The organism is Rhodoferax sp. GW822-FHT02D07, assembly GCF_058802405.1.
The window spans coordinates 309050-333630 of the sequence record NZ_JBXAOD010000002.1; the positions used below are offsets into that span (position 1 = coordinate 309050).

21 protein-coding genes, 1 pseudogene and 1 riboswitch are annotated in these 24581 nt (G+C 65.9%); of the genes and pseudogenes, 3 read left to right on the forward strand and 19 right to left on the reverse strand.

The window, feature by feature from the left end; all coding sequences use genetic code 11:
* Nucleotide 1: 1 nt before the first annotated feature.
* The 15 genes and pseudogenes from AC1RNN_RS06105 to AC1RNN_RS06175 all read right to left on the reverse strand — a co-directional run bounded on the left by AC1RNN_RS06105 (nucleotide 2) and on the right by AC1RNN_RS06175 (nucleotide 16660).
* The gene (locus tag AC1RNN_RS06105; protein WP_493087749.1) at nucleotides 2-820 is read right to left on the reverse strand and encodes a CbtA family protein; all 819 of its coding nucleotides are present in this window, start codon (nucleotides 818-820) and stop codon (nucleotides 2-4) included.
* Between the two features lie 25 nt (nucleotides 821-845).
* The gene (locus tag AC1RNN_RS06110) at nucleotides 846-1037 is read right to left on the reverse strand and encodes a CbtB domain-containing protein (protein ID WP_493087747.1); all 192 of its coding nucleotides are present in this window, start codon (nucleotides 1035-1037) and stop codon (nucleotides 846-848) included.
* Nucleotides 1038-1089: 52 nt separating this feature from the next.
* A complete protein-coding gene (locus AC1RNN_RS06115; protein ID WP_493087746.1) occupies nucleotides 1090-1779 on the reverse strand; it encodes a vWA domain-containing protein in 690 nt (229 codons plus the stop codon).
* Nucleotides 1758-2801 (reverse strand): magnesium chelatase ATPase subunit I, encoded by a 1044-nt coding sequence (locus tag AC1RNN_RS06120; protein ID WP_493087745.1) that lies wholly within the window; start codon nucleotides 2799-2801, stop codon nucleotides 1758-1760. Before AC1RNN_RS06120 ends, AC1RNN_RS06115 begins: the two co-directional genes overlap by 22 nt.
* Nucleotides 2798-6625 (reverse strand): cobaltochelatase subunit CobN, encoded by a 3828-nt coding sequence (gene cobN, locus AC1RNN_RS06125; protein ID WP_493087744.1) that lies wholly within the window; start codon nucleotides 6623-6625, stop codon nucleotides 2798-2800. Before cobN ends, AC1RNN_RS06120 begins: the two co-directional genes overlap by 4 nt.
* Before the next feature lie 17 nt (nucleotides 6626-6642).
* Nucleotides 6643-7704 carry a cobalamin biosynthesis protein CobW gene (gene cobW / locus AC1RNN_RS06130; protein ID WP_493087743.1) on the reverse strand — a complete coding sequence of 354 codons (1062 nt, stop codon included), beginning with the start codon at nucleotides 7702-7704 and terminating at the stop codon, nucleotides 6643-6645.
* 34 nt (nucleotides 7705-7738) lie between these two features.
* The gene (locus AC1RNN_RS06135) at nucleotides 7739-8572 is read right to left on the reverse strand and encodes an ABC transporter substrate-binding protein (RefSeq protein ID WP_493087742.1); all 834 of its coding nucleotides are present in this window, start codon (nucleotides 8570-8572) and stop codon (nucleotides 7739-7741) included.
* Nucleotides 8573-9142, reverse strand: coding sequence for a cob(I)yrinic acid a,c-diamide adenosyltransferase (cobO, locus tag AC1RNN_RS06140; RefSeq protein ID WP_493088232.1), 570 nt, complete (start codon nucleotides 9140-9142; stop codon nucleotides 8573-8575).
* A gap of 27 nt (nucleotides 9143-9169) precedes the next feature.
* A pseudogene (locus tag AC1RNN_RS06145) lies at nucleotides 9170-9955 on the reverse strand (ABC transporter ATP-binding protein); the annotation flags it as partial.
* Nucleotides 9952-11040, reverse strand: coding sequence for a FecCD family ABC transporter permease (locus AC1RNN_RS06150; protein WP_493087740.1), 1089 nt, complete (start codon nucleotides 11038-11040; stop codon nucleotides 9952-9954). The gene AC1RNN_RS06150 and the pseudogene AC1RNN_RS06145, both read right to left, overlap by 4 nt.
* Nucleotides 11037-11885 carry an ABC transporter substrate-binding protein gene (locus AC1RNN_RS06155; protein WP_493088231.1) on the reverse strand — a complete coding sequence of 283 codons (849 nt, stop codon included), beginning with the start codon at nucleotides 11883-11885 and terminating at the stop codon, nucleotides 11037-11039. Before AC1RNN_RS06155 ends, AC1RNN_RS06150 begins: the two co-directional genes overlap by 4 nt.
* 152 nt (nucleotides 11886-12037) lie before the next feature.
* A complete protein-coding gene (locus AC1RNN_RS06160) occupies nucleotides 12038-12622 on the reverse strand; it encodes a bifunctional adenosylcobinamide kinase/adenosylcobinamide-phosphate guanylyltransferase (RefSeq protein ID WP_493087739.1) in 585 nt (194 codons plus the stop codon).
* Entirely contained in the window at nucleotides 12619-13470 is an 852-nt protein-coding gene (locus tag AC1RNN_RS06165; RefSeq protein ID WP_493087737.1) for an ABC transporter substrate-binding protein, read from the reverse strand. Before AC1RNN_RS06165 ends, AC1RNN_RS06160 begins: the two co-directional genes overlap by 4 nt.
* Nucleotides 13467-14810, reverse strand: a complete 1344-nt coding sequence (locus AC1RNN_RS06170; protein ID WP_493087736.1) for a cobyrinic acid a,c-diamide synthase CobB — start codon at nucleotides 14808-14810, stop codon at nucleotides 13467-13469. The genes AC1RNN_RS06165 and AC1RNN_RS06170 overlap by 4 nt, the downstream gene beginning before the upstream one ends.
* Before the next feature lie 5 nt (nucleotides 14811-14815).
* A complete protein-coding gene (locus AC1RNN_RS06175) occupies nucleotides 14816-16660 on the reverse strand; it encodes a TonB-dependent receptor domain-containing protein (protein ID WP_493087735.1) in 1845 nt (614 codons plus the stop codon).
* A gap of 71 nt (nucleotides 16661-16731) precedes the next feature.
* Nucleotides 16732-16966: riboswitch (cobalamin riboswitch) on the reverse strand.
* Nucleotides 16967-17003: 37 nt separating this feature from the next.
* On the opposite strand from AC1RNN_RS06175, the gene AC1RNN_RS06180 reads away from it, so the two are divergent.
* The 3 genes from AC1RNN_RS06180 to AC1RNN_RS06190 all read left to right on the forward strand — a co-directional run bounded on the left by AC1RNN_RS06180 (nucleotide 17004) and on the right by AC1RNN_RS06190 (nucleotide 18651).
* The gene (locus AC1RNN_RS06180) at nucleotides 17004-17228 is read left to right on the forward strand and encodes a DUF904 domain-containing protein (protein ID WP_493087734.1); all 225 of its coding nucleotides are present in this window, start codon (nucleotides 17004-17006) and stop codon (nucleotides 17226-17228) included.
* Nucleotides 17225-17569, forward strand: a complete 345-nt coding sequence (locus AC1RNN_RS06185; protein WP_493087732.1) for a cell division protein ZapA — start codon at nucleotides 17225-17227, stop codon at nucleotides 17567-17569. The genes AC1RNN_RS06180 and AC1RNN_RS06185 overlap by 4 nt, the downstream gene beginning before the upstream one ends.
* Before the next feature lie 266 nt (nucleotides 17570-17835).
* A complete protein-coding gene (locus AC1RNN_RS06190) occupies nucleotides 17836-18651 on the forward strand; it encodes a sulfite exporter TauE/SafE family protein (protein ID WP_493087731.1) in 816 nt (271 codons plus the stop codon).
* Here the strand turns inward: AC1RNN_RS06190 and AC1RNN_RS06195 are convergent.
* From AC1RNN_RS06195 to AC1RNN_RS06210, 4 genes are all read right to left on the reverse strand, one after another.
* The gene (locus tag AC1RNN_RS06195; RefSeq protein ID WP_493087729.1) at nucleotides 18648-21074 is read right to left on the reverse strand and encodes a sensor domain-containing protein; all 2427 of its coding nucleotides are present in this window, start codon (nucleotides 21072-21074) and stop codon (nucleotides 18648-18650) included. The two genes, AC1RNN_RS06190 and AC1RNN_RS06195, sit on opposite strands and share 4 nt — an antisense overlap.
* Nucleotides 21071-22363 (reverse strand): cyclic di-GMP phosphodiesterase, encoded by a 1293-nt coding sequence (locus AC1RNN_RS06200; RefSeq protein ID WP_493087727.1) that lies wholly within the window; start codon nucleotides 22361-22363, stop codon nucleotides 21071-21073. Before AC1RNN_RS06200 ends, AC1RNN_RS06195 begins: the two co-directional genes overlap by 4 nt.
* A gap of 187 nt (nucleotides 22364-22550) precedes the next feature.
* On the reverse strand, nucleotides 22551-23288 hold the full coding sequence (gene phbB / locus AC1RNN_RS06205) for an acetoacetyl-CoA reductase (protein ID WP_493087725.1): 738 nt from the start codon (nucleotides 23286-23288) through the stop codon (nucleotides 22551-22553).
* An 89-nt stretch (nucleotides 23289-23377) separates the two neighbouring features.
* Nucleotides 23378-24556: an acetyl-CoA C-acetyltransferase gene (locus tag AC1RNN_RS06210; RefSeq protein WP_493087723.1), complete on the reverse strand. Its 1179-nt coding sequence runs from the start codon at nucleotides 24554-24556 to the stop codon at nucleotides 23378-23380.
* Nucleotides 24557-24581: the final 25 nt, after the last annotated feature.

Consider the following 24581-nt stretch of genomic DNA (forward strand, 5'->3'; position numbering starts at 1 on the left):
CTCACTGGGGTGCCTGCACCGAGCCCACGGCGGGAGACTGCAGACGCTGCAGCACGGTCAGCAGTGCCGGGCGTACCCAGCGCTGGAAGGCGAAGCCGCTTGCCAGTGCCATGCACAGCCAGAAGGACAGCGACACCCAGGTGGTGGCCCAGATGAACTGCTGGCCCAGCACGCGCAGGCTGGCCTGGGCTTCACCGCTGAAGCCTGCCAGGGGGTCGGCCGTGATGTGCGGAGCGCCCACCACAAAGGGCAATGCCAGCCACGCAGCAGCGGCTACCCAGCGCCAGTGGCTGCGCAGCAGGGACAGCGACACACAGGCCAGCGCAGCGCTGCCAGCGGCCAGCACCCACCAGCCCTGGCGCGAGCCCAGACGGGCAGCGTCCATGCCGGGGATCTCTGCATGCAGCCCCAGCGAAGGCCAGAAATGGAAGGCCAGCCAGCCCGCAGCGGCGACCCAGCCCGCCAGCGCCATGGAGCGCAGATTGCTGTTGCGCGCCAGGCTCAGGCCCATCACGGCAAACACCAGCAGCGCCATGCTGAAGGCGTGCAGCACATTGGCCACCCAGGTCCAGAAGATGCGTTCTGCGCCATCGGCGGGAGCCCATTCTTCAGCGGCGTCGTGGCTATGGGCCGCTGCGGCGTCACCATGCTCGTGGGCCGCGGCCAGGGCCACAGGCTCAGGCGCTTCCACCTTCTGGTTCTCGAACACTTCGGCGGCCAGGATGATGGGCACGGCCTGCAACTGCTGCACACCGGTCTGCACGCTGCCTACCAGCAGGGCCACGGCCAAACCGGCCCAGATCAATCGTTGAAAAATCATGGCTGTCTCCTTGGGTAGCGGGTGCTCAGTGGCAGGGCTTGACGGTCACGTGGCGCACATCGTGCGCGGCGTTATGGGCCAGCGGGCTTTCGGCAAAAGCCACGCCGTACAGGACCACCAGGCCCAGTGCGGCCGCAGCCAGCAGCGGGCCCACCAGGGCCAGGGTCAGATGGGCGCCCTGAGAGGGGCTGTGGGTCAGCGTCGTCGGATCGGTCATCGGGTTCTCCTTGGGGTTACGGGTTGAAAAAACGGTTCGACTAAAAAACAACTCATGCCTGCGCCCGGTGGTGCTCTGCGCCCCAGCGCATCGCCCAATCGGCACACCGGCCCAGATTCTTGCGTGGATCATCAAAATCCACGATCACCACATGTTGCGGCGTGCGCGGCGCCCGGGGCTGCTCCAGGGTACGCCCATCGGTCAGCAGCCACAGCCAGCTCTCCTGCGGACCGCTGGTGCGCGCAGCGCGCTGCAACAACTGCTCCGCCTGCGCCAGTGCCTCGGCCAGTGGCGTGCCACCACCACCGCCCACCGGGCGCAGGCGCTGGCTGCCAGAGGCGCGCGCGCGGCCAGGGGGCAGCAGCAGCTCCACGCCCTGCCCGCCAAAGCGCAGCAGCGCCACATCATCGCCCTGGCGCGCGGCCTGCTCGATCATCAGCGCCGCATGGCCCTTGGCCAGGGCCAGACGGCCGCGCTGGCGCATGGAGCCCGAGGTGTCGAGCACGATGCAATGCAGTCGACCCGTGCGCAAGGCGATGGGCTGGTGGCGCAGGTGCGCGCGCTGCAAGGGCACCGGGCCTTTGGCGACCAGCGTGGGCAGCCAGGCAATGGCCGAGCCGTGCTGGCGCGCACCAGGCCCGATGCGGCTTGCAGAAAGATTCTGGGGCGGAGGCCACCGCCAGCTGCCAGGCCCGTTGTGCGGGCGGCGGCTGGGGTGGCCTAGACTTTTTTTGGCGGCCACCCGGCGATTTTCTGCACCTTAGTCGTGCCCTCGGGCTGGGCGGGCAATGCGCCCCAGTCTCCCTGGGGGGTGGGAGCGGCGGCTTGCGGGTCGTGCGGACGTTGCGGGTTCTGTGGTGGCGTCTGCGATGCGCTGGTGCCGCTGGGTTGCTGCGCCGCACTGCCCTCGGGGCGTCGATGCGCCAGCGCCAGTTCAGCCACGGCGTCCACATCGGCCGTGGTCACGTCGCCGCGCCCCTCCAGCGCTGCCAGCGCACGCGCCGCACGCAGCATCACCAGATCGGCTCGCATGCCATCCACCCCGGCGGCGATGGCGCAGGCCGCAGCGTGGTGCAGCACCTCGTCGGACCAGGTCAAACGCGGCAGGACTTGGCGCGCGCTCACCAGCGCGGCGCTCAGGGCCGCTTGTTCTTGTGCATGCTGCTTCGCCAGCGCAGCGGGGTTTTCATCAAAGCCCAGGCGGGCGCGCAGGATCGCCGTGCGCTGCGCAGCGTCGGTGGGGTTGGCCAGCGCCACCGACAGGCCAAAGCGGTCCAGCAACTGCGGGCGCAGTTCGCCCTCCTCCGGGTTCATGGTGCCCACCAGTACGAAGCGCGCGGCGTGTTGCTGGGAAATACCGTCGCGTTCGACTGTATTGACGCCACTGGCGGCAACGTCCAACAAGGCATCCACCAGCGCATCGGGCAACAGGTTCACCTCATCCACATAGAGCACACCATCGTGAGCCCGTGCCACCAGGCCGGGCGAGAGAACGACCTTGCCATCGCGCAACACGTCTTCCACATTCAAGGTGCCCACCAGCTGCTCCAGGCTGGCGGCCAGAGGCAGCGTCACAAACGGGGCGCCGGGCAACAGCGCCGCCAGCGCGCGCGCCGCCGTGGACTTGGCCGTGCCGCGCGGGCCGCTGATGAGTACGCCCCCAATGCCGGGGTCAATGGCGGCGAGTTGCAGCGCGCGTTGCAGTTGCGGCTGGCCCACCAGGGCGGTGAATGGAAAGGCCGGGGTCTTTGTCGATGTACTCATGCCAGAGGTCCTTCTCCGTATTCTTCAACGCGGCGCTCCAGCGCCAGCAGATGGTCTTCGATGCGTTCGCGCTGGTCGCCCGGCTCGGCCCACAGGCCGCGCTGCATGGCCTCCAGCAGGCGCTCGCCAATGCTGCGCAGCGCACCGGGGTTGTGCTGTTCCAGGAACGCGCGGTTGGTGTCGTCGTGCAGATAGGCATCGGCCACCAGCGCGTACTGGTGGTCGCCCACCACGCCGGTGGTCGCGTCAAACGCAAACAGGTAGTCCACCGTGGCCGCCATCTCGAACGCGCCCTTGTAGCCATGGCGGCGCACGCCCTCCAGCCACTTGGGGTTGACCGCGCGTGAGCGCACGACGCGCGCCACCTCTTCGCCCAGCGTGCGGATGCGCGGCGCACCGGGCACGCTCAAGTCGCCATGGTAGAGCGCCGCGGGGCTGCCGGTCAGGGCTTCCACGGCCACCGCCATGCCGCCGTGAAACTGGTAGTAGTCGTCCGAGTCCAGCACATCGTGCTCGCGGTTGTCCTGGTTGTGCAGCACCGCGTCCAGCCCGGCAATGCGCTGCTCAAAGCTGCCGCGCGCCGCCGCACCGTGCTCGCCCTGCCCGTAGGCAAAGGCCCCGGCGCGCAGATAGGCCTGGGCCAGATCGGCGCCATCGTTCCAGCGGCCGCTGGCCATGAGTTCCTGCAGGCCGGCGCCATAACCGCCGGGCCGCGGGCCAAATACCCGCCAGCTGGCCTGCCGTTCTGCCGCCTCCGCGCTCAGGCCCTTGGCCTGCGCATCGGCCGCCTCGCGGCGCACGCGGGCGCGAATGGGGTTCACTTCATCCGGTTCATCCTCTTCGGGGATCGCGGCCACGGCGCGCACCGCGGTATCGAACAGGTCGATCACATTGGGAAAAGCATCGCGGAAGAAGCCCGACACGCGCAACGTCACATCCACGCGCGGGCGGCTCTTGAGACTCATGGGCAGCACCTCGATATCTGTTACCCGGCTGCTGCCATCAGCCCACTTGGGCCGAACGCCCAGCAGTGCAAAGGCTTGGGCAATGTCCTCGCCGCCCGTGCGCATGGTGCTGGTGCCCCAGACCGACAGGCCCACCTGGCCCGGCATGCAGCCATGGTCCTGCAGGTGACGCTCGATCACGCGGTCCGCCGCCGCCGCGCCCATGGCATAGGCGGTCTGCGTGGGCACGGCGCGCGTGTCCACCGAGTAGAAATTGCGCCCCGTGGGCAGCACATCGGGACGACCACGGGACGGCGCACCGCTGGGGCCGGGTGGCACCAGGCGGCCTGACAGCCCGCGCAGGCATTGGGCGATTTCCTGCGGGCCACAGGCATCCAGGCGCGGGCGCAGCACGTCGCGCATGCGCTGCAACACGGGCGCCGCATGCGGCCAGGTGGCGTCATCCACCGCCACATCCGCCAGAACAACATCCATCACCAGCTGCCGCGCCAGCAGCTCCAGCCGCTCGCGCGTATGGCCTGCGTGGCGCCAGGCGTCATCACGCTGTGCCTGCAACACGGCGGGGCGTGGACCATTCCAGGGCGTAGACCACTCGGGGCTCAAGGCGTTGAAACCGTCCGCGCCTTCCAAACTCAGATCCTGCGACAGCGCCACCAGCAGGCTGCGCTGCCCGGCCGCCGTGCCGCCGGGAAAACGCGCCAGTGCCACCAGTGTGTCAACCTGCTGGCGCCCCTGGGGCGATGTGCCCAGAATATGCAGGCCATCGCGGATCTGCGATTCCTTGATCTCGCACAGATAGGCGTCCAGGCGCTGCAGCAGTGCCTCGCGGCCTGCGTCGTCGGCGGGTTTGGCAAAGCCCAGGTCGGTGTGCAGGTTCTCGGTCAGCACGCGGTCCAGAATGTCGCCGCGCAGGCGCTGGGCACGGCGCGGGTCCAGCGACAGGGCCTCGTAGTACTCGTCCATCTGCCGCTCCAGCTTTTGCAGCGGTCCGTAGGTCTCCGCGCGCGTCAGGGCGGGCATCAGGTGGTCGATGATGACGGCCTGCGTGCGGCGCTTGGCCTGGCTGCCCTCGCCGGGGTCGTTGACGATGAAGGGGTACAGATGCGGCAGCGGGCCCAGGATGGCATCGGGCCAGCAGTTGGCGCCCAGGGCCACACTCTTGCCTGGCAGCCATTCCAGGTTGCCGTGTTTCCCCACATGCACCACCGCGTCCACCACAAACTGACGGCGCAGCCAGAAGTAAAACGCCAGATAGTTGTGTGTGGGCACCAGATCGGCATCGTGGTACGTCGCCACCAAATCCAGATCACGTCCGCGCGCGGGCTGGATGCCGACAAACACCTGCCCATAGCGCTGGCCGGAAATCATGAAACGGCCGCTGCGCACCATGGGGTCCTGCTCCGGCTGCCCCCACAGCGCATTCACCGCATCGCGGCTGGCGGCGTCCAGGCGGTTGAAGTCCTGCAGATAGTCCAGCATCGCCAGGCTCTGGCCCGCGGGGCGCATGTCATTCGCGTCCAAGTTGTTGGTCACGCCCGCCACCAGCGCGGCAATCAATGCGTCGCCGCCCTCGGGCAAATCGCCCGTGGCGTAGCCTGCCTCCTGCATGGCGCGCAACAGCGCTACGGTGGAGGCCGGGGTGTCCAGGCCCACGCCGTTGGCCAGGCGCGCGTCGTCATTGGGGTAGTTGGCCAGAATCAGCGCCACGCGCTTGTCGGCATTGGGGGTGTCACGCAACGCGCACCAGCGGCGCGCCAGCTCGGCCACAAAGGCGATGCGCTCGGGCTCGGCCTGGTAGCGCACCACATCCACCTCGGTGCGTTCACAACGCCAGGCTAGGCCTTTGAAGCTGATGGCGCGTGTGCCGACGCGGCCGTCCACCTCGGGCAGCACCACCTGCATGGCCAGATCGCGCGGGGCCAGGCCATGCGGATCAGCCTGCCACTGCTCCTGCGCGCAGCCGGCGGTGATGAGCTGCAGCACGGGCGCATCACCCGCCAGAGCCTGCACCTGCGTGCCCAGCACGCGGTCGCTGTCATCCACGTCCAGAGCGCTCAGCGCAAAGCTGGTGGCGTTGAGTACCACACCCACGCGGTGCTCCTGCGCCAAAGATTGCAGCAGCGCCAGGCTGGCAGGGTTCTTGAGTGAATCCACCGCCACGGCCACCGGGTTCAGCCCCTGGGCCGACAAGGCAGCCTGCAGGGCTTCGAATACAGCCGTGTTGCCGGCCTGCCAGTGCGCGCGGTAGTACACCAGCACGGCCACTGCCGCGTCCGCGTGCCAGGGCAGATCAGCCGCCACACCCTGCGGCGGCACCAGCAGCGCGGAAGGCAGCGGCTGCGGAGGCGCAGGCCGCGTACCCAGGCCAAATGCGGCATGGCCAATCAGCGCAAAGAAGCTGCGCGCATTGTCCGCCCCACCCTCGCGCAGGCAGCGCCAGAGGTGGCGGCAGTCCTCATGCGCGGCGGTGCTGCGCAACAGCAGCTGCAGGTCTTCGCCAAAGTCACCCGAAAACAGCGCCAGCCACTGGCCACGCTGCTGCGCCAGTTCGCGCACTTGCTCCACCAGATAAGCCCAGTCGCTGGCCGCGCCCAGGTGGTCGATGACGATGACGCGCGCGTGCTGCAGCACCTCGTCGATGTACATATCGGCCGAAGCCGGCTGGCGCAGCCACATCAAGTTGGCCAGGCGCACCGTCGGAAAATCCGCTGGCAATTGGCGCGCGGCATCCGACAACAGGGCCAGCGTGGTGTCCGCCGCGCTGAGGATCACGATGCCCCCCCGCGTCTGCTCCACGCGCACCACGCCCTGGCCACCGTCTTCAACGTGGCCTCCGGGGCGGGTGGAAAGCAGATGCATGGTGCGCGTCTTTCTGTTTAAGCGGCCACGGGTGCGGCCAGCGCCGCGTTCAGTTCGGCCTGCAACACGGCGCCATCCAGTTCGGAACCGATCAGCACCAAGTGTGATTGGCGGGCCTCGTCTGCGGCCCAGGCGCGATCGAAGTAGCTGTCAAAGCGAGTCCCCACGCCCTGCACCACCAGGCGCATGGCCGCACCGGGCAGCGCCACAAAGCCCTTGGCGCGGTAAATCTCGTGACTGGTCACCAGGTCACGCAGCGCGGCCAGCAGCGCTTCGCGGCTGGATACATCCACCGTGACTTGCACCGAGTCAAAGGCGTCGTGGTCGTGGTCCTCTTCCTCGTCGTGGTGGGTCTTGCGCTGGTCGATCTGGTCTTCCACCGCGCGCTCCAGGCCCAGCAGCAGGTCAATGGCGATGCGTCCATGCTGGCCATGCACCAGCTTCACACCGGGCTGGGTCTCGGCGCGAATGGCGGCTTCCACGGCCACCAGTTGCTCTGGCGTCACCGCATCGGTCTTGTGCACCACCACCAGGTCGGCGGTGGCGAGCTGGTCTTCAAACAGCTCGTGCAGGGGGGAGTCGTGGTCCAGGTTCTCATCAGCACGGCGCTGGGCGTCCACGGCCACGGGGTCGTCGGCAAAGTCACCGGCGGCCACGGCAGGCGCGTCCACCACGGTGATGACGGAGTCCACGGTAAAGGTGTTGCGCAGCGCGGGCCACTGGAAGGCCTGCACCAACGGCTTGGGCAAAGCCAGGCCCGAGGTCTCGATGACCAGGTGGTCGATCTGATCACGGCGCGCGGCCAACTGCTCCATCACCGGGGCAAACTCTTCCTGCACGGTGCAGCACAGGCAGCCGTTGGCCAGCTCAAACAGCTGGCCGTTTTCTTCACCGTTCTCGTCGCAGCCAATGCCACAGCCGCGCAGCAGTTCGCCGTCGATGCCCAGCTCGCCAAACTCGTTGACGATGACGGCGATGCGGCGGCCCTGGGCGTTGGCCAGCAGTTCACGCAGCAGCGTGGTCTTGCCGCTGCCCAGAAAGCCGGTGACGATGGTGGCAGGGATTTTTCGGGTTTGCATAAGCGTCTTTCGGTACAGAAAATTAACGGGGTGCTTAACGTGGAGGCAAGGCCTTGAGGCAGTCCACCAGCATTTGCGCGGCCTCGCCCAGGCGCGGGCCGGGGCGGGACAGCAGGTCCATGCGTTCGGTGTCTAGCAGGCACAGCTGCTGCTGGCGCACGGCGGGCAGGCTGGTCCAGCCCGGGCGGTCGGCCAAATTGGCCAGCGTGGCACGCGGGCCGATGATGAGGTCCGGCGGGCGGCGCAGCAGCAGCTCGGGGTTGATGCGCGGGAACAGGCCCAGCTCGCCCCCCACCACGTTCACCAGGCCGAGCTTGGCCACGGTCTCGCCGATAAAGCTCTTGTCGCTGGCAGCGGAGTTGGTTCCCACCTCCACATACACGGTACGCCCGCGCAAGGCGGCGGGCATGCGGGCCGCGGCGGCTTCCAGCTCGGCGTCCAAGCGTGCGATCAGCTCGGTGGCACGGGTCGGTTCACCCAGGGTGTCGCCCAGCTTCACAAGCATGCGTTTCAGGTCGGCGTGGGTGCGTGCGTCCAGCGTCATCACCGGCACGCCCAGGGCCTGCAGGCGCTCCCCTGCCCGGCTGCGCGGGCCCAGCAACACCAGGTTGGGCCGCAGCGTGACGATGCGTTCGATCTGCGCGTCTTCCAGTCCACCCACCTTGGGCAGCGCCTGCGCGGAAGCGGGCCAGCTGGAGTGGCGGTCCGTGCCCACCAGCTGTGCGCAGCGGCCCAGCGCGCACACGGCCTCGGTCAGCGAGGGGGCGAGCGTGACGATGCGGGACACAGGCTGCGGCGCCTGGGCGCCCGCCACACTGGCAAGCAGCCACAAAACCCATCCAACGACGAGGGGAGGTAAGCGCAACATTTAATCTTCGATGCCGCGTTGAGCCGGGATGCCGGCCTTGAAGTGGTGTTTGACCAGGGTCATCTCGGTCACCGTGTCCGCCAGGTCCACCAACTCGCCCGGCGCGTTGCGGCCTGTCAGCACCACATGCACATGCGGCGGACGCTCGCGCAGGCAGGTGAGAATGGTTTCCAGCGGAATCCAGCCGTAGCGCAACGGGTACATGATCTCGTCCAGCACCACCATGAAATGCTCGCCCGCGCGGATGGTGGCCTCGGCCTTGGCCCAGCCGTCCAGCGCCAGCTGCGCGGAATGGTCCAGGTCCTTGCTCTTCCAGCTGAAGCCGTCGCCCAGGCCTTCGATGGGAATGCCCAACTGCTCAAACAGCCGGTGCTCACCAAACCGCGCGCTGGGTACTTTCATGAACTGGTAGACCTTGACGGCCTTGCCGCGACCATGGGCGCGCAGCGCCAGGCCGAAGGCGGCCGTGCTCTTGCCCTTGCCGTGGCCGGTGTGGACCAGAATCAGGCCGCGGCGCTCGGCCGTGGGAACAACGCGCTCGTAGTCGACGGGTGGGGTTTCGATCTGCATGGAGGCTCTCTTGGGTGTGGAGGTGACTTTGGGCAGCGCAATCCACTGCCCCTGCACGGGGTGAACGGCCAGGCGGCCGTCGAATACATCTTCCAGCGCGCGGTGCGTGGCCAGGTCCACGCAGGCGCCCTGGTGGGTGACGCAGCCTGCGGCCATGATGACCATGCTGTCGGCCTGCAGCGCCATGGTGATCTCGTGCAGCACGCTGACCACGGTCTTGCCTTCGGCCACCAGCGCACGCACCACATCGAGCCAATCGGCCTGGTGCGGCGGGTCCAGATTGGCCAGCGGCTCGTCCATCAGCAGCACCTGGGCCTGCACGGCCAGCGCTCGCGCCAGCAGCACACGCTGGCGCTCACCGCCCGACAACTGGCCCAGCGCGCGCGCACGCCAATCCCAGGCGCGCGTGGCGCGCAGGGCTTGTTCCACCGCCGCATGGTCGGCCGCGCTGGGCGGCGCCAGCCAAGCCTGGTGCGGCAAGCGGCCCAGCATGGCCACGTCCCACACCGTCAAATCGTCGGCCGAGGTTTCGTTCTGGCCCAGCCAGGCCAGCTGCCGCGCGCGTTCGCGGTGCGGCAGGCTGTGCAGCGGCTGGCCCAGCAAGGTGACGCTGCCACTATGTGGCATCACTCCGGCCAGGCACTTGAGCAAGGTGGACTTGCCCGCGCCGTTGGGGCCCACGATGCTGGTCCACTTGCCGGCTGCAATATCGAGACTGATGCCGTGCAGGATGGCTTGCTTTTGCACACCATTCCCGAGGCTAACCCCTATGGAATCTGCGCGAATAGCTATGGTTTTCGTAGCGCCACTCATGCCACACGCCCTCCGCCCAGGGTGCTGCTGCGGTGCATCAGCCACAAGAGATAACCACCACCCAGCACGGCGGTGAGCATGCCCACGGGCAACTCCTGCGGTGCAATGAGTCCGCGCGCCAGCGTATCCGCCGCCATCAGCAGCACGCCACCCATGAGGCTAGAGAGCAGCATCAGGTGCGCATGCGTGGTCTTCACCACCGAGCGCACCAGGTGAGGCGCGGCCAGGCCGACAAAAGCAATCAACCCGGTCTGCGCCACGGCAGTACCCGTGGCCAGCGCCAACACGGCCACCAGCGCCGCACGCATGGGCGCCACCGGCAGACCCAGGCTGAGGGCGGTGGCGTCACCCAGACTCAGGCCGTCCAGCACGCGTGCCAGCAGCCAGGCCGCCAGCACACACAGGCCCCAGACACTGGCCATGAGCACGCACGAAGTCCAGCCCACAAAGGCCGTAGAGCCCAGCATGAAGGCCTGCATGGCCTGCAACGATTCGGGCGAGAACAGCAACACCAGATGCGTCATGGCGCCCAGCACCACGCCCACCACCACACCGGCCAGCAGCAGGCGCAGCGTGTGGCCCACGCCGCGCGACAGCACCAGCGTGAGCAAGACCGCAAACACCGCGCCCAGGAACGCCGCACCGGTCAACCCCAAGCGCACCCACAGGCTGCTGGAGAACACGCTGACGGCCACGCCGCCACTCATCATGCTGGCGGCCGAACCACCCAACATACCCGCACCACCGCCCAGCGCCGCCAGCGCCAGGGCCACGCCCAGCGAGGCGCCGGATGCGCTACCCAACAGATACGGATCGGCCAGCGGATTGCGAAACAGGCCCTGCGCCACCGCACCGGCCAGACCCAGCAAAGCGCCGGCCGCCCAGGCCCCCAGCGTGCGCGGCAGGCGGATCTGCCAGACGATTTGCTGCGCCATGGCGGTTTGCTGCAGGTCCTGCGCGGGGTTCCACAGCGGGGTGATGAGGTTCTCCAGCCCGGCGCTGCCCACACAGATGCCCAGCACCACCAGCACGAGCGAGCCCAGCACACCGGCCCAGACCAGCCACCACACGCGGCCTTGCATCATGGTTTGGCTCCCGGTGCTTTCGTGCCCAGGCATTGGGCCATCAGGCGTGCGGCCTCGGCCATGCGTGGGCCGGGGCGTACCAGCATGTCGGCCTCGGCTGGCGGGAAGATGCAGACGCGCTGTTCGCGCAGCGCGCGTATGCTTTGCCAGCCGGGCCGTGCGGTGAGCCCGTCAGCGCTGCGCTGGCCGATCATGATGAGGTCCGGGTTGGCACGAACGATGTACTCGGGGTTGAGCTTGGGGAACGGGCCCAGATTGGCCGGCACGATGTTTTTGGCACCCAGGCGCGCCAGGGTTTCGCCAATGAAGGACGATTCGCTGGCCGCATACGGGCCCTGGTTCACTTCAAAGTAGACCTTCACAGTACGCACGCTGGCCGGCAGCGACTGGGCGGCGGCCGATACACCGGCATCTATGGCGCGCCAGATGCGGGCCGCGTCAGGCACTTCCAGCAATTGGCCCAGTTTGAGCATGACGCGCTGCACATCGGCATGGCGCTTGGGTTCCATGGCCAGCACCTTGATGCCCAGCGCCTGCAGCCGGTCGCCTGCACGTGACGAGGTGGCCATGAGCACCACGTCGGGCTTGAGCGCCACGATCATCTCGATGTTCGGGTCCAACCCGCCGCCCACTTGCGGCAGCTTTTGTACGCTGACTGGGAAGTTGGAATAGCGGTCCACGCCGACCAGGCGCTGGCACTGACCCAGCTCACAAACGGTTTCAGTCAGGGAAGGCAGCAGACTCACGATGCGTTGCGGCGCGGCGGGCAGCGTGACGGTGACACCGCGGTCGTCGGTGACCTGCAGGGCGTGGGCTGTCCCCGCAATAGTCAAGGTCAATACGATGGCCCATCCGGCCAGGCGACGGAGTACCGGCGCGTTTTGCTCCGTGTCCCCCGCCCGCTTTGCGGGCTCCTCCTTTACCTGCGCAAAACGCACCGGTACTCCGACGCTTCGCAGCGCGGCATGTCGCAAGAAACAGCATAGTTCATGGAACTTCATGCGGGGTCTTTCAAAGTCAGCGGCAGGCCGGCGGCCATTAGCGTTACGCGCTGGCACTGTGCGGCCACGTCCTGGTTCAAACGACCCAGAGCGTCCACAAAGGCACGCACCTCGCGCCCCATGGGGATGACACCCAGGCCAATCTCATTGCCCACCAACACCACGGGGCCAACGGACTTTTCAATTGCTATTAAAAGAGAAGCTGCTGGCGCACTATCCACGGGGGCTTGCGGCCATTTTTCTTCATGATCCGCTGGCATCAGCCGATTGGTCAGCCACAACGTCAGGCAGTCCACCACCACCAGCGTATCGGCCCGGCCGTGCTTTTGGATGGCTTCGGCCAACGCCAGCGGCTCTTCCACCGTGGCCATGCCGGGCACCCGCTCCGCGCGGTCGGCCTGGTGGCGGGTGATGCGCTGGCGCATCTCTTCGTCCCACGGCTGGGCGGTGGCGATCAGCACGGCGCGGTGGGCGGAACTCTGGTCCATCCACTGGCGCGCCAGTAGCTCCGCGCGGCGCGACTTGCCGCTCTTCTGGCCGCCCAGAATGAGTTCGCTTTTGGCAATCGTCAGCGTGCTCATGCGGCAAAGGCTCCTTGCTGGTCTGCGTCCATCCACTGCGTGATGATCTGGTGCATCTTCGCCACGCCATCGGTCAGCGCGGCGGGGCCGGGCTGCAGGATGTCGGGAGACTTGATCTCGAAAAGCTGCTGGTGGCGCACCGCATTCACCGCGCCCCACCCCTCTCGTGCCACCACGTTCTCGGGCCGGAATTTTTTGCCGCACCAGGAGCCGAGGATGATGTCCGGGTTGCGGCGGACTATCTCGGCGCCGTCGGCAACTATGCGCTGCTTGCCCAGGGGTTCCGCGGCCAGCTCGGGGAAACAATCGTCACCACCGGCGATGCCCATCAGCTCGGACACCCAGCGGATGGCGCTGATGTGCGGGCTGTCCCATTCCTCAAAAAACACTTTCGGACGACGCGCACCCGCAGCCACCTTGGCAGCCACTGCGACCTGCATGGCCCGCAGATCGACCTGTATCTGCGCAATGCGCCGCGCGCCCTGCTCTGCCTCGCCCACCATGGCGGCCAGCTGGTAGAGCATGGAGAATATCTCGGCCACGCTGCGCTGGTTGAAGATGGTGACCTGCACGCCGCACTTGACCAGATCGGCCGCAATGTCAGCCTGCAGGTCCGAAAAGCCCAGCACGCAATCCGGCTGCAGCTCCATGATCTTGTCCAGCTTGGCGCTCAGAAACGCGCTGACGCGCGGCTTCTCATCCCGCGCGCGCTTGGGACGCACGGTGTAACCCGAGATACCGACAATCCGTACCTCTTGCCCCAGCAAATACAGCCACTCTGTCGTCTCCTCGGTCAGGCAGACGATGCGCTGCGGGCCTGGCGTGTAGTGCAACAGATCGATGCTCATGCTGCTACCCCCACCCGGGCCGTGAACAGCTCCACCACTGCCTCGGGGCAGGACGGAAACCAAGCATGGAAGTAGCTGGCACGCACGCTACCAAGCTGCCACAAAGCCTCCCCCACATCCGGCGCAGGCACCTCGCCGGGACGACAGGTGCGCGCAACGGCTGACAAGAGCGTCGCCGCAGTGGAGTAATGGAAGGTATGACCGCGCAACGTGCCACTCTCCAGCGTCAACTGCTGCGGGCCTAGCGCGGCCAGGCGCTTGTGCATGGTGACCTCCCCGGGCAGCAAGCCCCATTGGGCATGGCGCTGGCCGTCGGATATCACCAGGGTTTCAAACAGGGCCATCATGCCGCCGCACTCTGCCCACACCGGCTTGCCCGCAGCCGCGTGCGCCACCAGGCTGGAGCGCATGCCGGTGTTGGCAGCAATGGTGTCCGCGTGCAACTCGGGGTAACCGCCGGGCAGCCAAAGCGCATCGCAGGACGGCAGTTCGGCGTCCGCCAGCGGGGAGAAAAACACCAGCCTCGCACCCAGGGCACGCAGCGTGTCCAGGTTGGCTGCGTAGATGAAGCAAAAGGCCGCGTCGCAGGCCACGGCCACCGTCAGGCCTTGTAAGGCCGGCCCCGACACTGGGGCAAACATGGGCGGCGCAAAGTCCACCATCCAGCGCTGCTGGAGGGCAGCCAAGTCCATCTGGCCCAACGGTGTGGCCGCCAGTGCATCGGCCGCCGCATCCAGACGCTGCAGGGCGTCCGGCAGCTCGCTGGCCACAGTCAGGCCCAGGTGGCGCTCGGGTAGAGTCATGGCCGGGTTGCGCAGCACAGCACCCAGCCAGTGTTCCGGCGCCACGCTGGCCTGCAACATCTCTGCATGCCGGGTGCTGCCCACACGGTTGGCCAACACACCGGCCCAACGCAGCCCGGGGCGGTAATGCTGCAGACCGAAAGCCAGCGCACCAAAAGTCCCGGCCATGGCAGACGCATCCAACACCGCCAGCACCGGCAGGCCAAAGCGCTGCGCAAGATCGGCCGCGCTGGGTTCACCGTCATACAGCCCCATCACCCCTTCCACGATGATGAGATCCGCCTCCTGCGCTGCAGCATGCAGACGCGCACGGCAATCCGCCTCCCCCGTCATCCACAGGTCGAGCTGATATACGGGCGCACCACTGGCCAGGCTGTGCCAGTAGGGATCGAGAAAATCCGGCCCGCACTTGAACACCCGCACCCGCCGCCCCTGGCGCGTGTGCAGCCGCGCCAGCGCCGACGTAACCGTCGTCTTGCCCTGCCCGGAAGCGGGCGCGGCAATCAGGATAGCGGGGCAGGACGCAGGAGCGTGCATAGGTGTCAGGGGGCCCACTTCAGGCCGACATAGAGCGTGCGGCCGGCCGTGGCATAGGTGTCAGCCAGTTGGTATTTGGTATCCGTGGCATTGTCCATCTTCAGCAATACCGACCACTCGCGCGACACGGCACGTTGCGCCGACAGACTCAGCAACACATAGCCCGGCAAGGCATTGGTGTTGGCCGCATCGTCATAGCGCAGGGACGAGAGCTGCATCTCTGCGCTCAGAAACCAGCTGTCCAGGCGTGAATCCAGGCCCACCACCGCGTGGTGCGTCGCACGGCGTGCCAACAGCTTGCCGGTCACGCTATCGCGCGGGTCCTGCAAATCCAGCGAAGCCCGAAGCCGTCCCAACTCCAGGGCACGTTGTGCCGTGAAACTCACACCCTGGTACTGCGCCTGGGCGGTATTGGAATAGCAGCCGGTGGCTGGCACGGGGCAGCCCGCCGCCGTTGCGCCCGACAGAAAGCTCAGCAGGTTGGTCAGCGTATTGCGGTACACCACCACGCCAAAGGCATTGGCGCCTTCGGTGTAGTTCAGCCCCACCTCCATATTGCGGCCTGATTCAGGTACCAGCGTGGACACACCGTACTTGCTGAAACGCTGGTACAGCGTGGGCACGCGGAAAGAGCTGGCTGCGCTCGCCGAAGCACGCCACTGCGGGTTCAATGCGTAGGCGTAGGCCACCGAGGTCGTGGTTTGCCCGCCAAACTCGCTGTCGTTGTCATTGCGGGCGCTAAGCTGCACAGTGTGCACCTCACCCGACCAGGCGTAGCCCAGGCCAGCGCCAGTCTGCGACTTGGCCTTCTCGATACGCGGTGTGCCCGAGAGCTGGAAGGCGTCATTGCGCTGCTCCAGCGTCGCGCTGAAGCTTTGCGGCCCCAGGCGGTATTCGTTGAACCACAGTGCGCTGTCGATCTGCGTGCGGTTGTTCGAATCGGCCGGCAGGTCACGCCCCAGGTCCAGGCCCTGGCTCAAGCTCACCTTGGTCGCGTAGCGCTCGGTCCACTGTGCACTCCACTGCAGGCTCTGCGTGCTGTTGCTGTTGATGGTGCGGTAGTCCTTGGTCAGGCCGCCGTCGTACTGGGCATCCATACGGCTTTGCAAAGCGGTCAGCTCCAGGCGCTGGTCTGGGTTGATCTGCAGCCCCAGGCGAACATTGCCACTGTTACTGATGTACCCATCTGCATCAGGGTTCTGCGTACTGACCGTGCGGATGTTGTAGCCGTCACTGGTGGCGCCGGAGATACCGAAGGAGTAGTCCAGCAGGCCAGCGCTGCCACGGGCAGTGAAGTCCAGCGTCTGGGTGTTGTAGCCGCCGTAGCCAAAGGCCAGCGAAGGTGCGAAAGCGCCCTCGCCTTTCTTGGTGAAAATCTGGATCACACCGGCCACGGCGTCAGAGCCATAGACCGCACTGGTCGGGCCCCGCACGATTTCGATGCGGTCAATCTGCGACAGGGGAATCGTATTCCAGTTGGCGCCACCGCTCACGTTCTGCGAATCCAACCGCACACCGTCCACCAGTACCGCCGTGTGCCGGCTCTCGCCACCCCGTACAAACACCGACGTGGCGTTGCCGAGACCGCCATTGCGCATGATCTCCAAGCCGGGCACACGCGCCAGCACGTCGGCCAAGCCGACCGGGCCGGCCCGCTCCAGGGTTTCCCGGTCAATGACAGTGACATCGGCCACCACATCTCCAGCCGGTCGCGCCATGCGCGTGGCCGTGACCACCACTTCTTTCAGGCTGACAACAGGCGTACTCGCCTCTTCCGCCTGCGCGGCCAAGCCGCACAGGCCCAGGGCGACCACAAGGGTTTGGCGCGCCCGCAACATGCACAATTTCATGAAACAACTTCTGACAAGGCACCCTCCCCGGCTTCCCCGCCAGGGCTTGGGCGTTACGGAAATGCGTCAGGCGCACTTCCACCACATTGGCCGGTATCCGGGCTGGTGGAAACAACCTCCATCGTCTTCCCAGGCGCATGTTCAAGCGCCCAGTGACCATGATGAAAGCAGTGTCAAAACGACACGTCCACTTACCGTTGCGGGGGCAGCGCAGGTTAGGCGGCTGTGGCACAGCGTCACCCTCCTGCTTCCCGTTGAACTGCGGCGTGTGAACCACACCGCGAGCACCAACGCGCGCATTTTACGCTGCCCCAGCTTTCGCTCACCCTACAATGCGGCTTCTATGTCGAACCCGACCCCCATCGACCAAATCGCCGAACGTGTGGAGCGCCTGCTGGTGCGCTACGAGGAACTGCAGCGCACCAATGCCCTGCTCGCTTCCCAGGTGGAAACGCTGACCCACGAGCGTGACGGGCTGAAGTCCCGCCTCAACGCGGCGCGGGCCCGGGTCGACGCGCTGCTGGAACGCTTGCCCGATGCACTGGCAACGCAAAAAGACCCAACATGAAACAGCTAGAAGTCCAAATCATGGGGCAGAGCTATCTGCTGGGCTGCCCCGAAGGCGGCGAAGCGCGCTTGCTGGAAGCCGTGGAGCGCGTGGATACCGCCATGTGCAAAATCCGGGATGCAGGCAAGGTTCGCGCCCGCGACCGCATTGCCGTGCTGGCCGCCCTCAACCTCGCCTTTGACCTGGCGGAGCGCCCCGCGATCGCTGCACCCGCCGCGGCTGAAACGACTCCCGCAACCGTCGGTGCTGGCCAGAACCCTGCGGGTGACGGCACGCTGCTGCTGAGCTCCCTGCTCGAACGCCTGGATGCAGCGCTCGGCGAAGACGGCCGCCTCCTGTAAAGCACTGATTTTTTGCCAGCACGACGCTGGCCGGCGGCCTACAATAGAGGCGTCTGTGAAGCTGCCGGGCTTTATATTTCCTTGAACCAATGCTCATTGAGCCAGGGCTTGGAACATGGCCCAGCGAGCGTGATCATCTCGCGTCAGATGAACCCAATGCTGGTGCTGACCTCGCCCACCTGAACCCCGGTTCAGGATGCGGGTCCGGTGGACTTCGCAGACACCCTTCACCTTCCCGCCTCGCGCCCCCTCTTCTTGCTTCCCGCATGACATTCGAACCCCTGCTCATCGTCGAGTTGGCAGCCCTGGGGCTGGCCACCGGATTTCTGGCTGGCCTGTTGGGCATAGGCGGCGGCATGCTGATCGGCCCCTTTCTCACACTGATCCTCTCGGCGCGTGGCATTCCGGCCGACCTCGCCGTCAAGATGGCCATTGCCACCTCCATGGCCACCATCATGTTCACCAGCATCTCCAGCGTGCGCGCCCACCACCAGCGTGGCGCCGTGCGCTGGGACTTGGTCAAGGGCTTGGCCCCGGGCATCGTGCTGGGCGGCGCCCTAGCCAGCCTGGGTGTGTTCGCCTTGCTCAAAGGCACCACGCTGGCGCTGTTGTTTGCTGCCTTTGTGGGCTACTCGGCCACACAGATGTTTCTGGACAAAAAGCCCAAGCCCAGCCGCCAGATGCCCGGCTTTGTGGGCCAGACGGCCACGGGCAGTGTCATCGGGTTTCTCTCTGGTTTGGTAGGCGCAGGTGGCGGCTTCGTCAGCGTACCCTTTATGGTGGCGTTTAACGTCCCCATCCTCAATGCCGTGGCCACCAGTGCCGCGCTGGGCTTTCCCATCGCACTGGCCAACACGACCGGCTACATCTGGAGCGGTGCCAGCGTCTTGGGCCGGCCGGACTGGTCCCTGGGCTATATCTGGCTACCAGGCCTGCTGGTCATCGCCTGCTGCAGCGTGCTCACCGCCCCCCTGGGCGCCAGTACGGCGCACCGCTTGCCGATTGCGAAACTCAAGCGGATTTTTGCCATCGTGCTCTACGCACTGGCCGCCTATATGCTCTACAAGGGACTACACGGCTAGAAGCCCAGAGCGCCTGGCTGCGGGCTCGCCGCAAGCTGCCGGGCGAGTGCATCAAACTCCTTGACTGGCAGACCCGGTGCGCACAAAAAGCCTTGATACGACGCGCACTGCACTTCACGCAGGTAATCACGCTGAGCCTCAGTCTCCACCCCTTCCGCCACCACTGAGAGCTTGAGTGCGCGCGCCATTGCGATGGTCGCGCCCACGATGGCGCGGTCGCTTTCGTCCTCTGGCAAGCCCATGACAAAGGTGCGGTCGATCTTGAGCTTGGAGATGGGAAATTTCTTGAGGTAGGCCAGGCTGGAATAGCCCGTACCAAAGTCGTCAATCGCCAGACTCACGCCCAGACCCGCCAGCGCGTGCAGGCGAGAAAGGGCTTCATTGGCATCCTGCACGAGAATGGATTCGGTCAGCTCCAGCTCCAGCAAGGCAGGATCGAGTTCCGCTTCGGCCAGACAGTGCGCCACGCGCTCCACAAAGTCCGGCTGCTGAAACTGCAAGGCAGACACGTTGACCGACACCACCAGCGGCCGCCCCGCGCGCTGCCACACAGCCGCTTGGCGCACGGCCTCCTGCATGACCCAACTGCCGATGTTGATGATGAAACCCGACTCTTCCGCCAGCGGAATAAAGGCACCCGGCGAGACCTGACCCAGCTGGGGGTCGGTCCACCGCACCAGGGCCTCGGCCCCCAGCAGGCGACCATCCTCCAGCGACACCTGCGGCTGGTAGTGCAGACGGTACAGGCCAGACTCCATGGCCTGGCGCATGGCGTGGTCCATCTTCATGCGCGCGAGCAGGTCCACATTCATCTGCGGCTGGTAGAAACGGAAGTTGCCGCGCCCGCGGTCCTTGACACGGTACATGGCCGTGTCTGCGCATTTGATAAGGTCGTCCAACGAGCGGCCATCGGCCGGGTACATGGCAATGCCAATGCTGCAACCCAGCGAGAAGTTCATACCGTCGACAAGGAAAGGCTGGGCCAGTGCATCCAGAATGCGGCGCGCAGCCACCTCGGCACCCAGGGCATCGGCGTCCTGCAGGAAGGCGACGAACTCGTCTCCGCCCATGCGGCTCAGGGTATCCACATCGCGCATGCAATGCAGGATGCGGTCCGCCACCTCGATGAGCACGCGGTCGCCAAAGGCATGGCCGAGCGAATCGTTGATGTTCTTGAATCGGTCCAGGTCGATGAACATGACGGCAAATGTGCCGCCGCCGCGCTCGGCCAGACGCAGCGCAAAGTCCACGCGCTGGCCCAGCAGCAAACGATTGGGCAGGCCAGTCAGCACATCGCGGTAAGCCAGCTTTTCGATGCGGCGCTGGGCCTCCAGACGCTCGGTCATGTCCTTGAAGAACCCCACCGTGTGGCTTATCTGCCCGCCTGTATCCTGCAGGGCTACCCAGGACACCTCGACCGCCACCACCATAGCGTCATCCCGCCTGCGCCAGACCTCACCGGTCCAGAAGCCGTTGGCCAGCAGCGCCATCTCGATGTCGGCAAACAGCTGGGGATGCGCTGGGTCGTGAAAGAAATCACGTGCCGAACTGCCCAGCAAGCGGTCTGAATGGTGGCCCGCCAGGGCTTCGCAGCGCGGGTTGACCTGCACGACCTCGAAGGCCGCATTGGTGATGAAGACTGCCTCGGGGCTGGACTCAAATACCTTGGCAGCAAGACGCAACTGATGGTCCGCCTGCAGCTGGGCACTGATGTCGCGGAAGGAATCCACCCTGCCCCGCACACGCAGACCGCTGCGCTGGGGCACGCTGCGCCGCTCCAGCGTAGTGCCGTCGCGCAGCTGCAGCACATCCACGGCATGCAGGTTCTCATCAGCCCGCCGCTGCGCTTCGCTGGCCAGATAGGCCGGCAGGTCCAGCACCTGTTGTTGCAGGTAAGCCTGCAGATCCGCATCCGGCTGCAACATCGCCTGTGGCAAGGACCACAGCTCCGCAAACCGGTGGTTGAAGTTGCGGACCTGCCCGTCAAGGTCCGTCACCAGAATGCCGTCGCCAGTGGACTCCAGCGTAGCCCGCAACTCGGAGAGCCGATGCTCCAGCAGGTCCTCCGTCACCTTCTCGGCACGCATATCGCGCAGGGCCACCAGGTAGCAGGGCTCGTCCGGCTGCAGCCAGATACGGCGCACCTTGCGCTCCACGGCAATGGCTTCGCCATCAACCGCGCGCACCATCGCATTGGAATGGATCTCGTGCACCAGACCGGCGGCCACATCCTCCCAGAAGAACATGTCTTCCGGCGTCACTGCCAACGCGATGGCCGGCATGCCCGCCATGGCCTGGGCATCCATACCCACCAGACGGCCGGCCGCAATATTGGCAGCGGTGATGCGCAGGGTCTTGGGATCCACCAGCCAGATGGCATCCAGCGTGCTGTCAAGCAGCTCCGCCAGGCCCTCGCGGGTCATGCCCCAGGCTCAGGCGACGCGGAGTCGGGAGCCTGTTCAAAGAAGTAGCAGATTCGCTGACGCGGGGACAGATAGTCCAGCGCCGAAGGCGGCAGGGCCGACGGTTTGAGACTGCGCCGGATACCAAGCTGGGGCGTGTGTTCCAGGTCCAGAATCAAGGCCTCATGCTTGGGCACGCTGGGCTCATGCACGATGACGCGCGGTTTGAGCGGACGTGCCGAGTTGACCGACACCACGATGGCGTAGCGGTCATCAATCAGCTGCACCACCGAGCCCGGCGGGTACACGCCCATCATGCGGATAAAGGCGCTCAGGGCCGCCGCGTCAAAACGCGTCTTGAGCTGCGCAAAAATCAGTGACAGCGCTTCGTGGGGCGTCAGCGCGGTGGCGGGGCGACTGGGGTTGCAGAGGTTGTCGTAACGGTTCACCAGCGCCACGATGCGGCCGCCCACCGACATGACCTCACCCTTGATGCGCGCCGGGAAGCCGCTGCCATCAGCAAGTTCATGGTGCTGGGCCAGCGCCAGCAGCGCACCGGGGCGCAGCTCCATGGCGCGCCCAAGCAAAACACCTTGGGCCACGTGCTCTTGGTACATGCGGTACTCGGCAGTGGAAAAATTTTCTTCCACCCAGCGCACGCGGTCGGGCACCTTGACCTTGCCAATGTCGTGCAGAAAGGCCGCCATGCCCAGATCCTGCAGCTCCGCCGCGCCCAGGCCCATGGCCTTGCCCAGCAGCAGGGACACGATGGTCACATTGACCGGATGCATGGAGGACTTGTCACCCGCCGCCTCAGACAGCAGGCGGATCGATGCCTCGCCCTTGTCCATCAGCTCGCTCACATAAGTGCCCACCATGGCCTGGCACTGCTCGGCAGCCAGCTTGGGTTGGGTCTGCACCAGGTCCATGGCTTTACGGTACAGGCGCACCGATTCACCAAAACGGCGTTCGCACACCACCAACGCGCGGTCCTGCGCAGCCAGATCGGCAATACGCTGGCGGCGCAGCTCTTTCTCGCGCAAGGCGGCCTGTGCGCGCTCTTCGGCAGCGGCGGCCTGTGCGCGCGTCTGCGCCGCAAGCTGCTCGGCCGCAGGATCAGGGTCACTCTTGGAGGGAATGCTGCGGATGCGGGGCTGGCCCAGCCCCTGCAGGGTTTCGATCTGCTTCTGGGAGCTGATCTTGAAGCTTCCCGTGGGAAAGGGATGGGACATCCAGCCCACATCCAACTCGATGTAGAGCCCGATGCGCAACTGCCCTACATCAACCCAAAGGGAGTCTTCAATGGTCATATTCTGTGCTTGCAATACCTGCAACAGATTTGTCATCTGCCGCGCTGAGCGAGCATACCCCACGCACCGAGGGGAAAATTGGACTTGGGGCTCCAGTTTGTGCATATCTGCAACAGTGTCAGCCGCCGTTTACACAAAAAAAAGGCCCGCACATGGCGGGCCTTGGAACAGACGCAAATCGGGAGCATCAGCCCATGTGCAGACCGCCGTTCACCGAGAAGTCTGCGCCGGTGGCATAGCCGCCTTCTTCGGACGCCAACCACGCAATGATGGAGGCGATTTCGGACGGCTCGCCCAGACGCTTGACTGGCACCGTTGCCACGATCTTGGTCAGCACGTCCTCGCGGATGGCCTTGACCATGTCGGTGCCGATGTAACCGGGGCTCACGGTATTCACCGTCACACCCTTGGTGGCCAGCTCCTGTGCCAGCGCCATAGAGAAGCCGTGCATGCCGGCCTTAGCTGCGGAGTAGTTGGTCTGGCCAGCCTGGCCCTTCTCGCCGTTCACCGACGAGATGTTGATGATGCGGCCCCAGCCCTTTTCCACCATGTCGGGCACCACTTGCTTGGTGACGTTGAACATGGAGTCCAGGTTGGTGCTCATCACGGCGTCCCAATCCTCGCGCGTCATTTTCAGGAACATGCGGTCGCGCGTGATGCCGGCGTTGTTCACCAGCACATCGATGGCGCCATGTTCGGCCTTGGTCTTGCCAAAGGCCTCCACGGTGGAATCCCAGTCACCCACGTTGCCCACGGAGGCGTAGAAGGTGTAGCCCAGCGCCTTTTGCTCGGCCAGCCATTTGGCGTGGTCGCGTGTGGGGCCACAGCCGGCGATGACCTTGAAACCATCCTTGTGCAAGCGCTGGCAGATGGCGGTACCAATGCCACCCATGCCGCCGGTGACGTACGCTACTTTTTGGCTCATATTGTTTCCTCGTTTTTCAATTGAATACTATTAAATCCATAGCCGCTTGCGCATATTCCATGCGGGCTGGCAGCCAAACTCCCTAAAAATCAGCGCTCCACAGCCAGGGCCACGCCCATGCCGCCGCCAATGCACAGCGAAGCTACGCCTTTATTGGCGCCGCTGCGCTGCATCTCGTGCAGCAGCGTCACCAGAATGCGGGCGCCGGATGCACCGATGGGGTGGCCGATGGCGATGGCGCCACCGTTCACGTTCACCTTGGCGGGGTCGATGTCGAGCAGCTTGTTCACGGCGCAGGCCTGCGCGGCAAAGGCTTCGTTCAGTTCAAACAGGTCCACGTCCTGCGCCTTCCAGCCGGCACGCGCCAGGGCACGCTGGGTGGCGGACACGGGGCCCAGGCCCATGAGGGCGGGGTCAAGACCCGTTGTGCCAAAGCTGGCAATGCGGGCCAGCGGCGTGAGGCCCAGGGCAGCCGCCTTCTTGGCGGTCATGACGACCACGCCGGCCGCGCCGTCGTTGATGCCGGAGGCATTGCCCGCCGTCACGCTGCCAGCCTTGTCAAAGGCGGGGCGCAAGCCGGCCAGCGCTTCGGCATTGGTCTTCTTGTTGATGAACTCGTCGGTGTCAAAGACGATGGGATCGCCCTTGCGCTGGGGGATGGAGACGGGAACGATCTCGGCCTTGAACTTGCCGGCGTCCTGCGCAGCGGCAGCCTTTTGCTGGCTGCCCAGTGCCAGGGCGTCCTGCTGTTCGCGCGTGATGCCCTGGGCCTTGGCCACGTTCTCGGCGGTGATGCCCATGTGGTACTGGTTGTAAACGTCCCACAGGCCGTCGGTGATCATGGTGTCAGCCATCTTCCACTCGCCCATGCGCTGGCCGTCGCGGCTGCCCAGCAGCACGTGGGGCGAAGCACTCATGTTTTCCTGGCCCCCGGCGATCACGATTTCGCTGTCCCCCCAGGCCACAGCCTGCGCCGCCAGCATCACAGCCTTGAGGCCGGAGCCGCAGACGGCGTTGATGGTGAGGGCCGGGGTTTCCTTGGCAAGGCCGGACTTGATACCTGCCTGGCGCGCGGGATTCTGACCCACGCCTGCGGCCAGCACCTGGCCCAGGATCACTTCGCCCACAGCATCTGCGGGCAGGCCACTGCGCTCCAGCAGGCTCTTGATGACGATGCTGCCAAGCTCGGTCGCGGGGGTCTTGGCAAGTGAGCCACCAAATTTTCCGACTGCAGTACGGGCCGCAGCAACGATAACGATGTCTTCCATCAGGTGTCTCCTTCTCTCTTGGTAA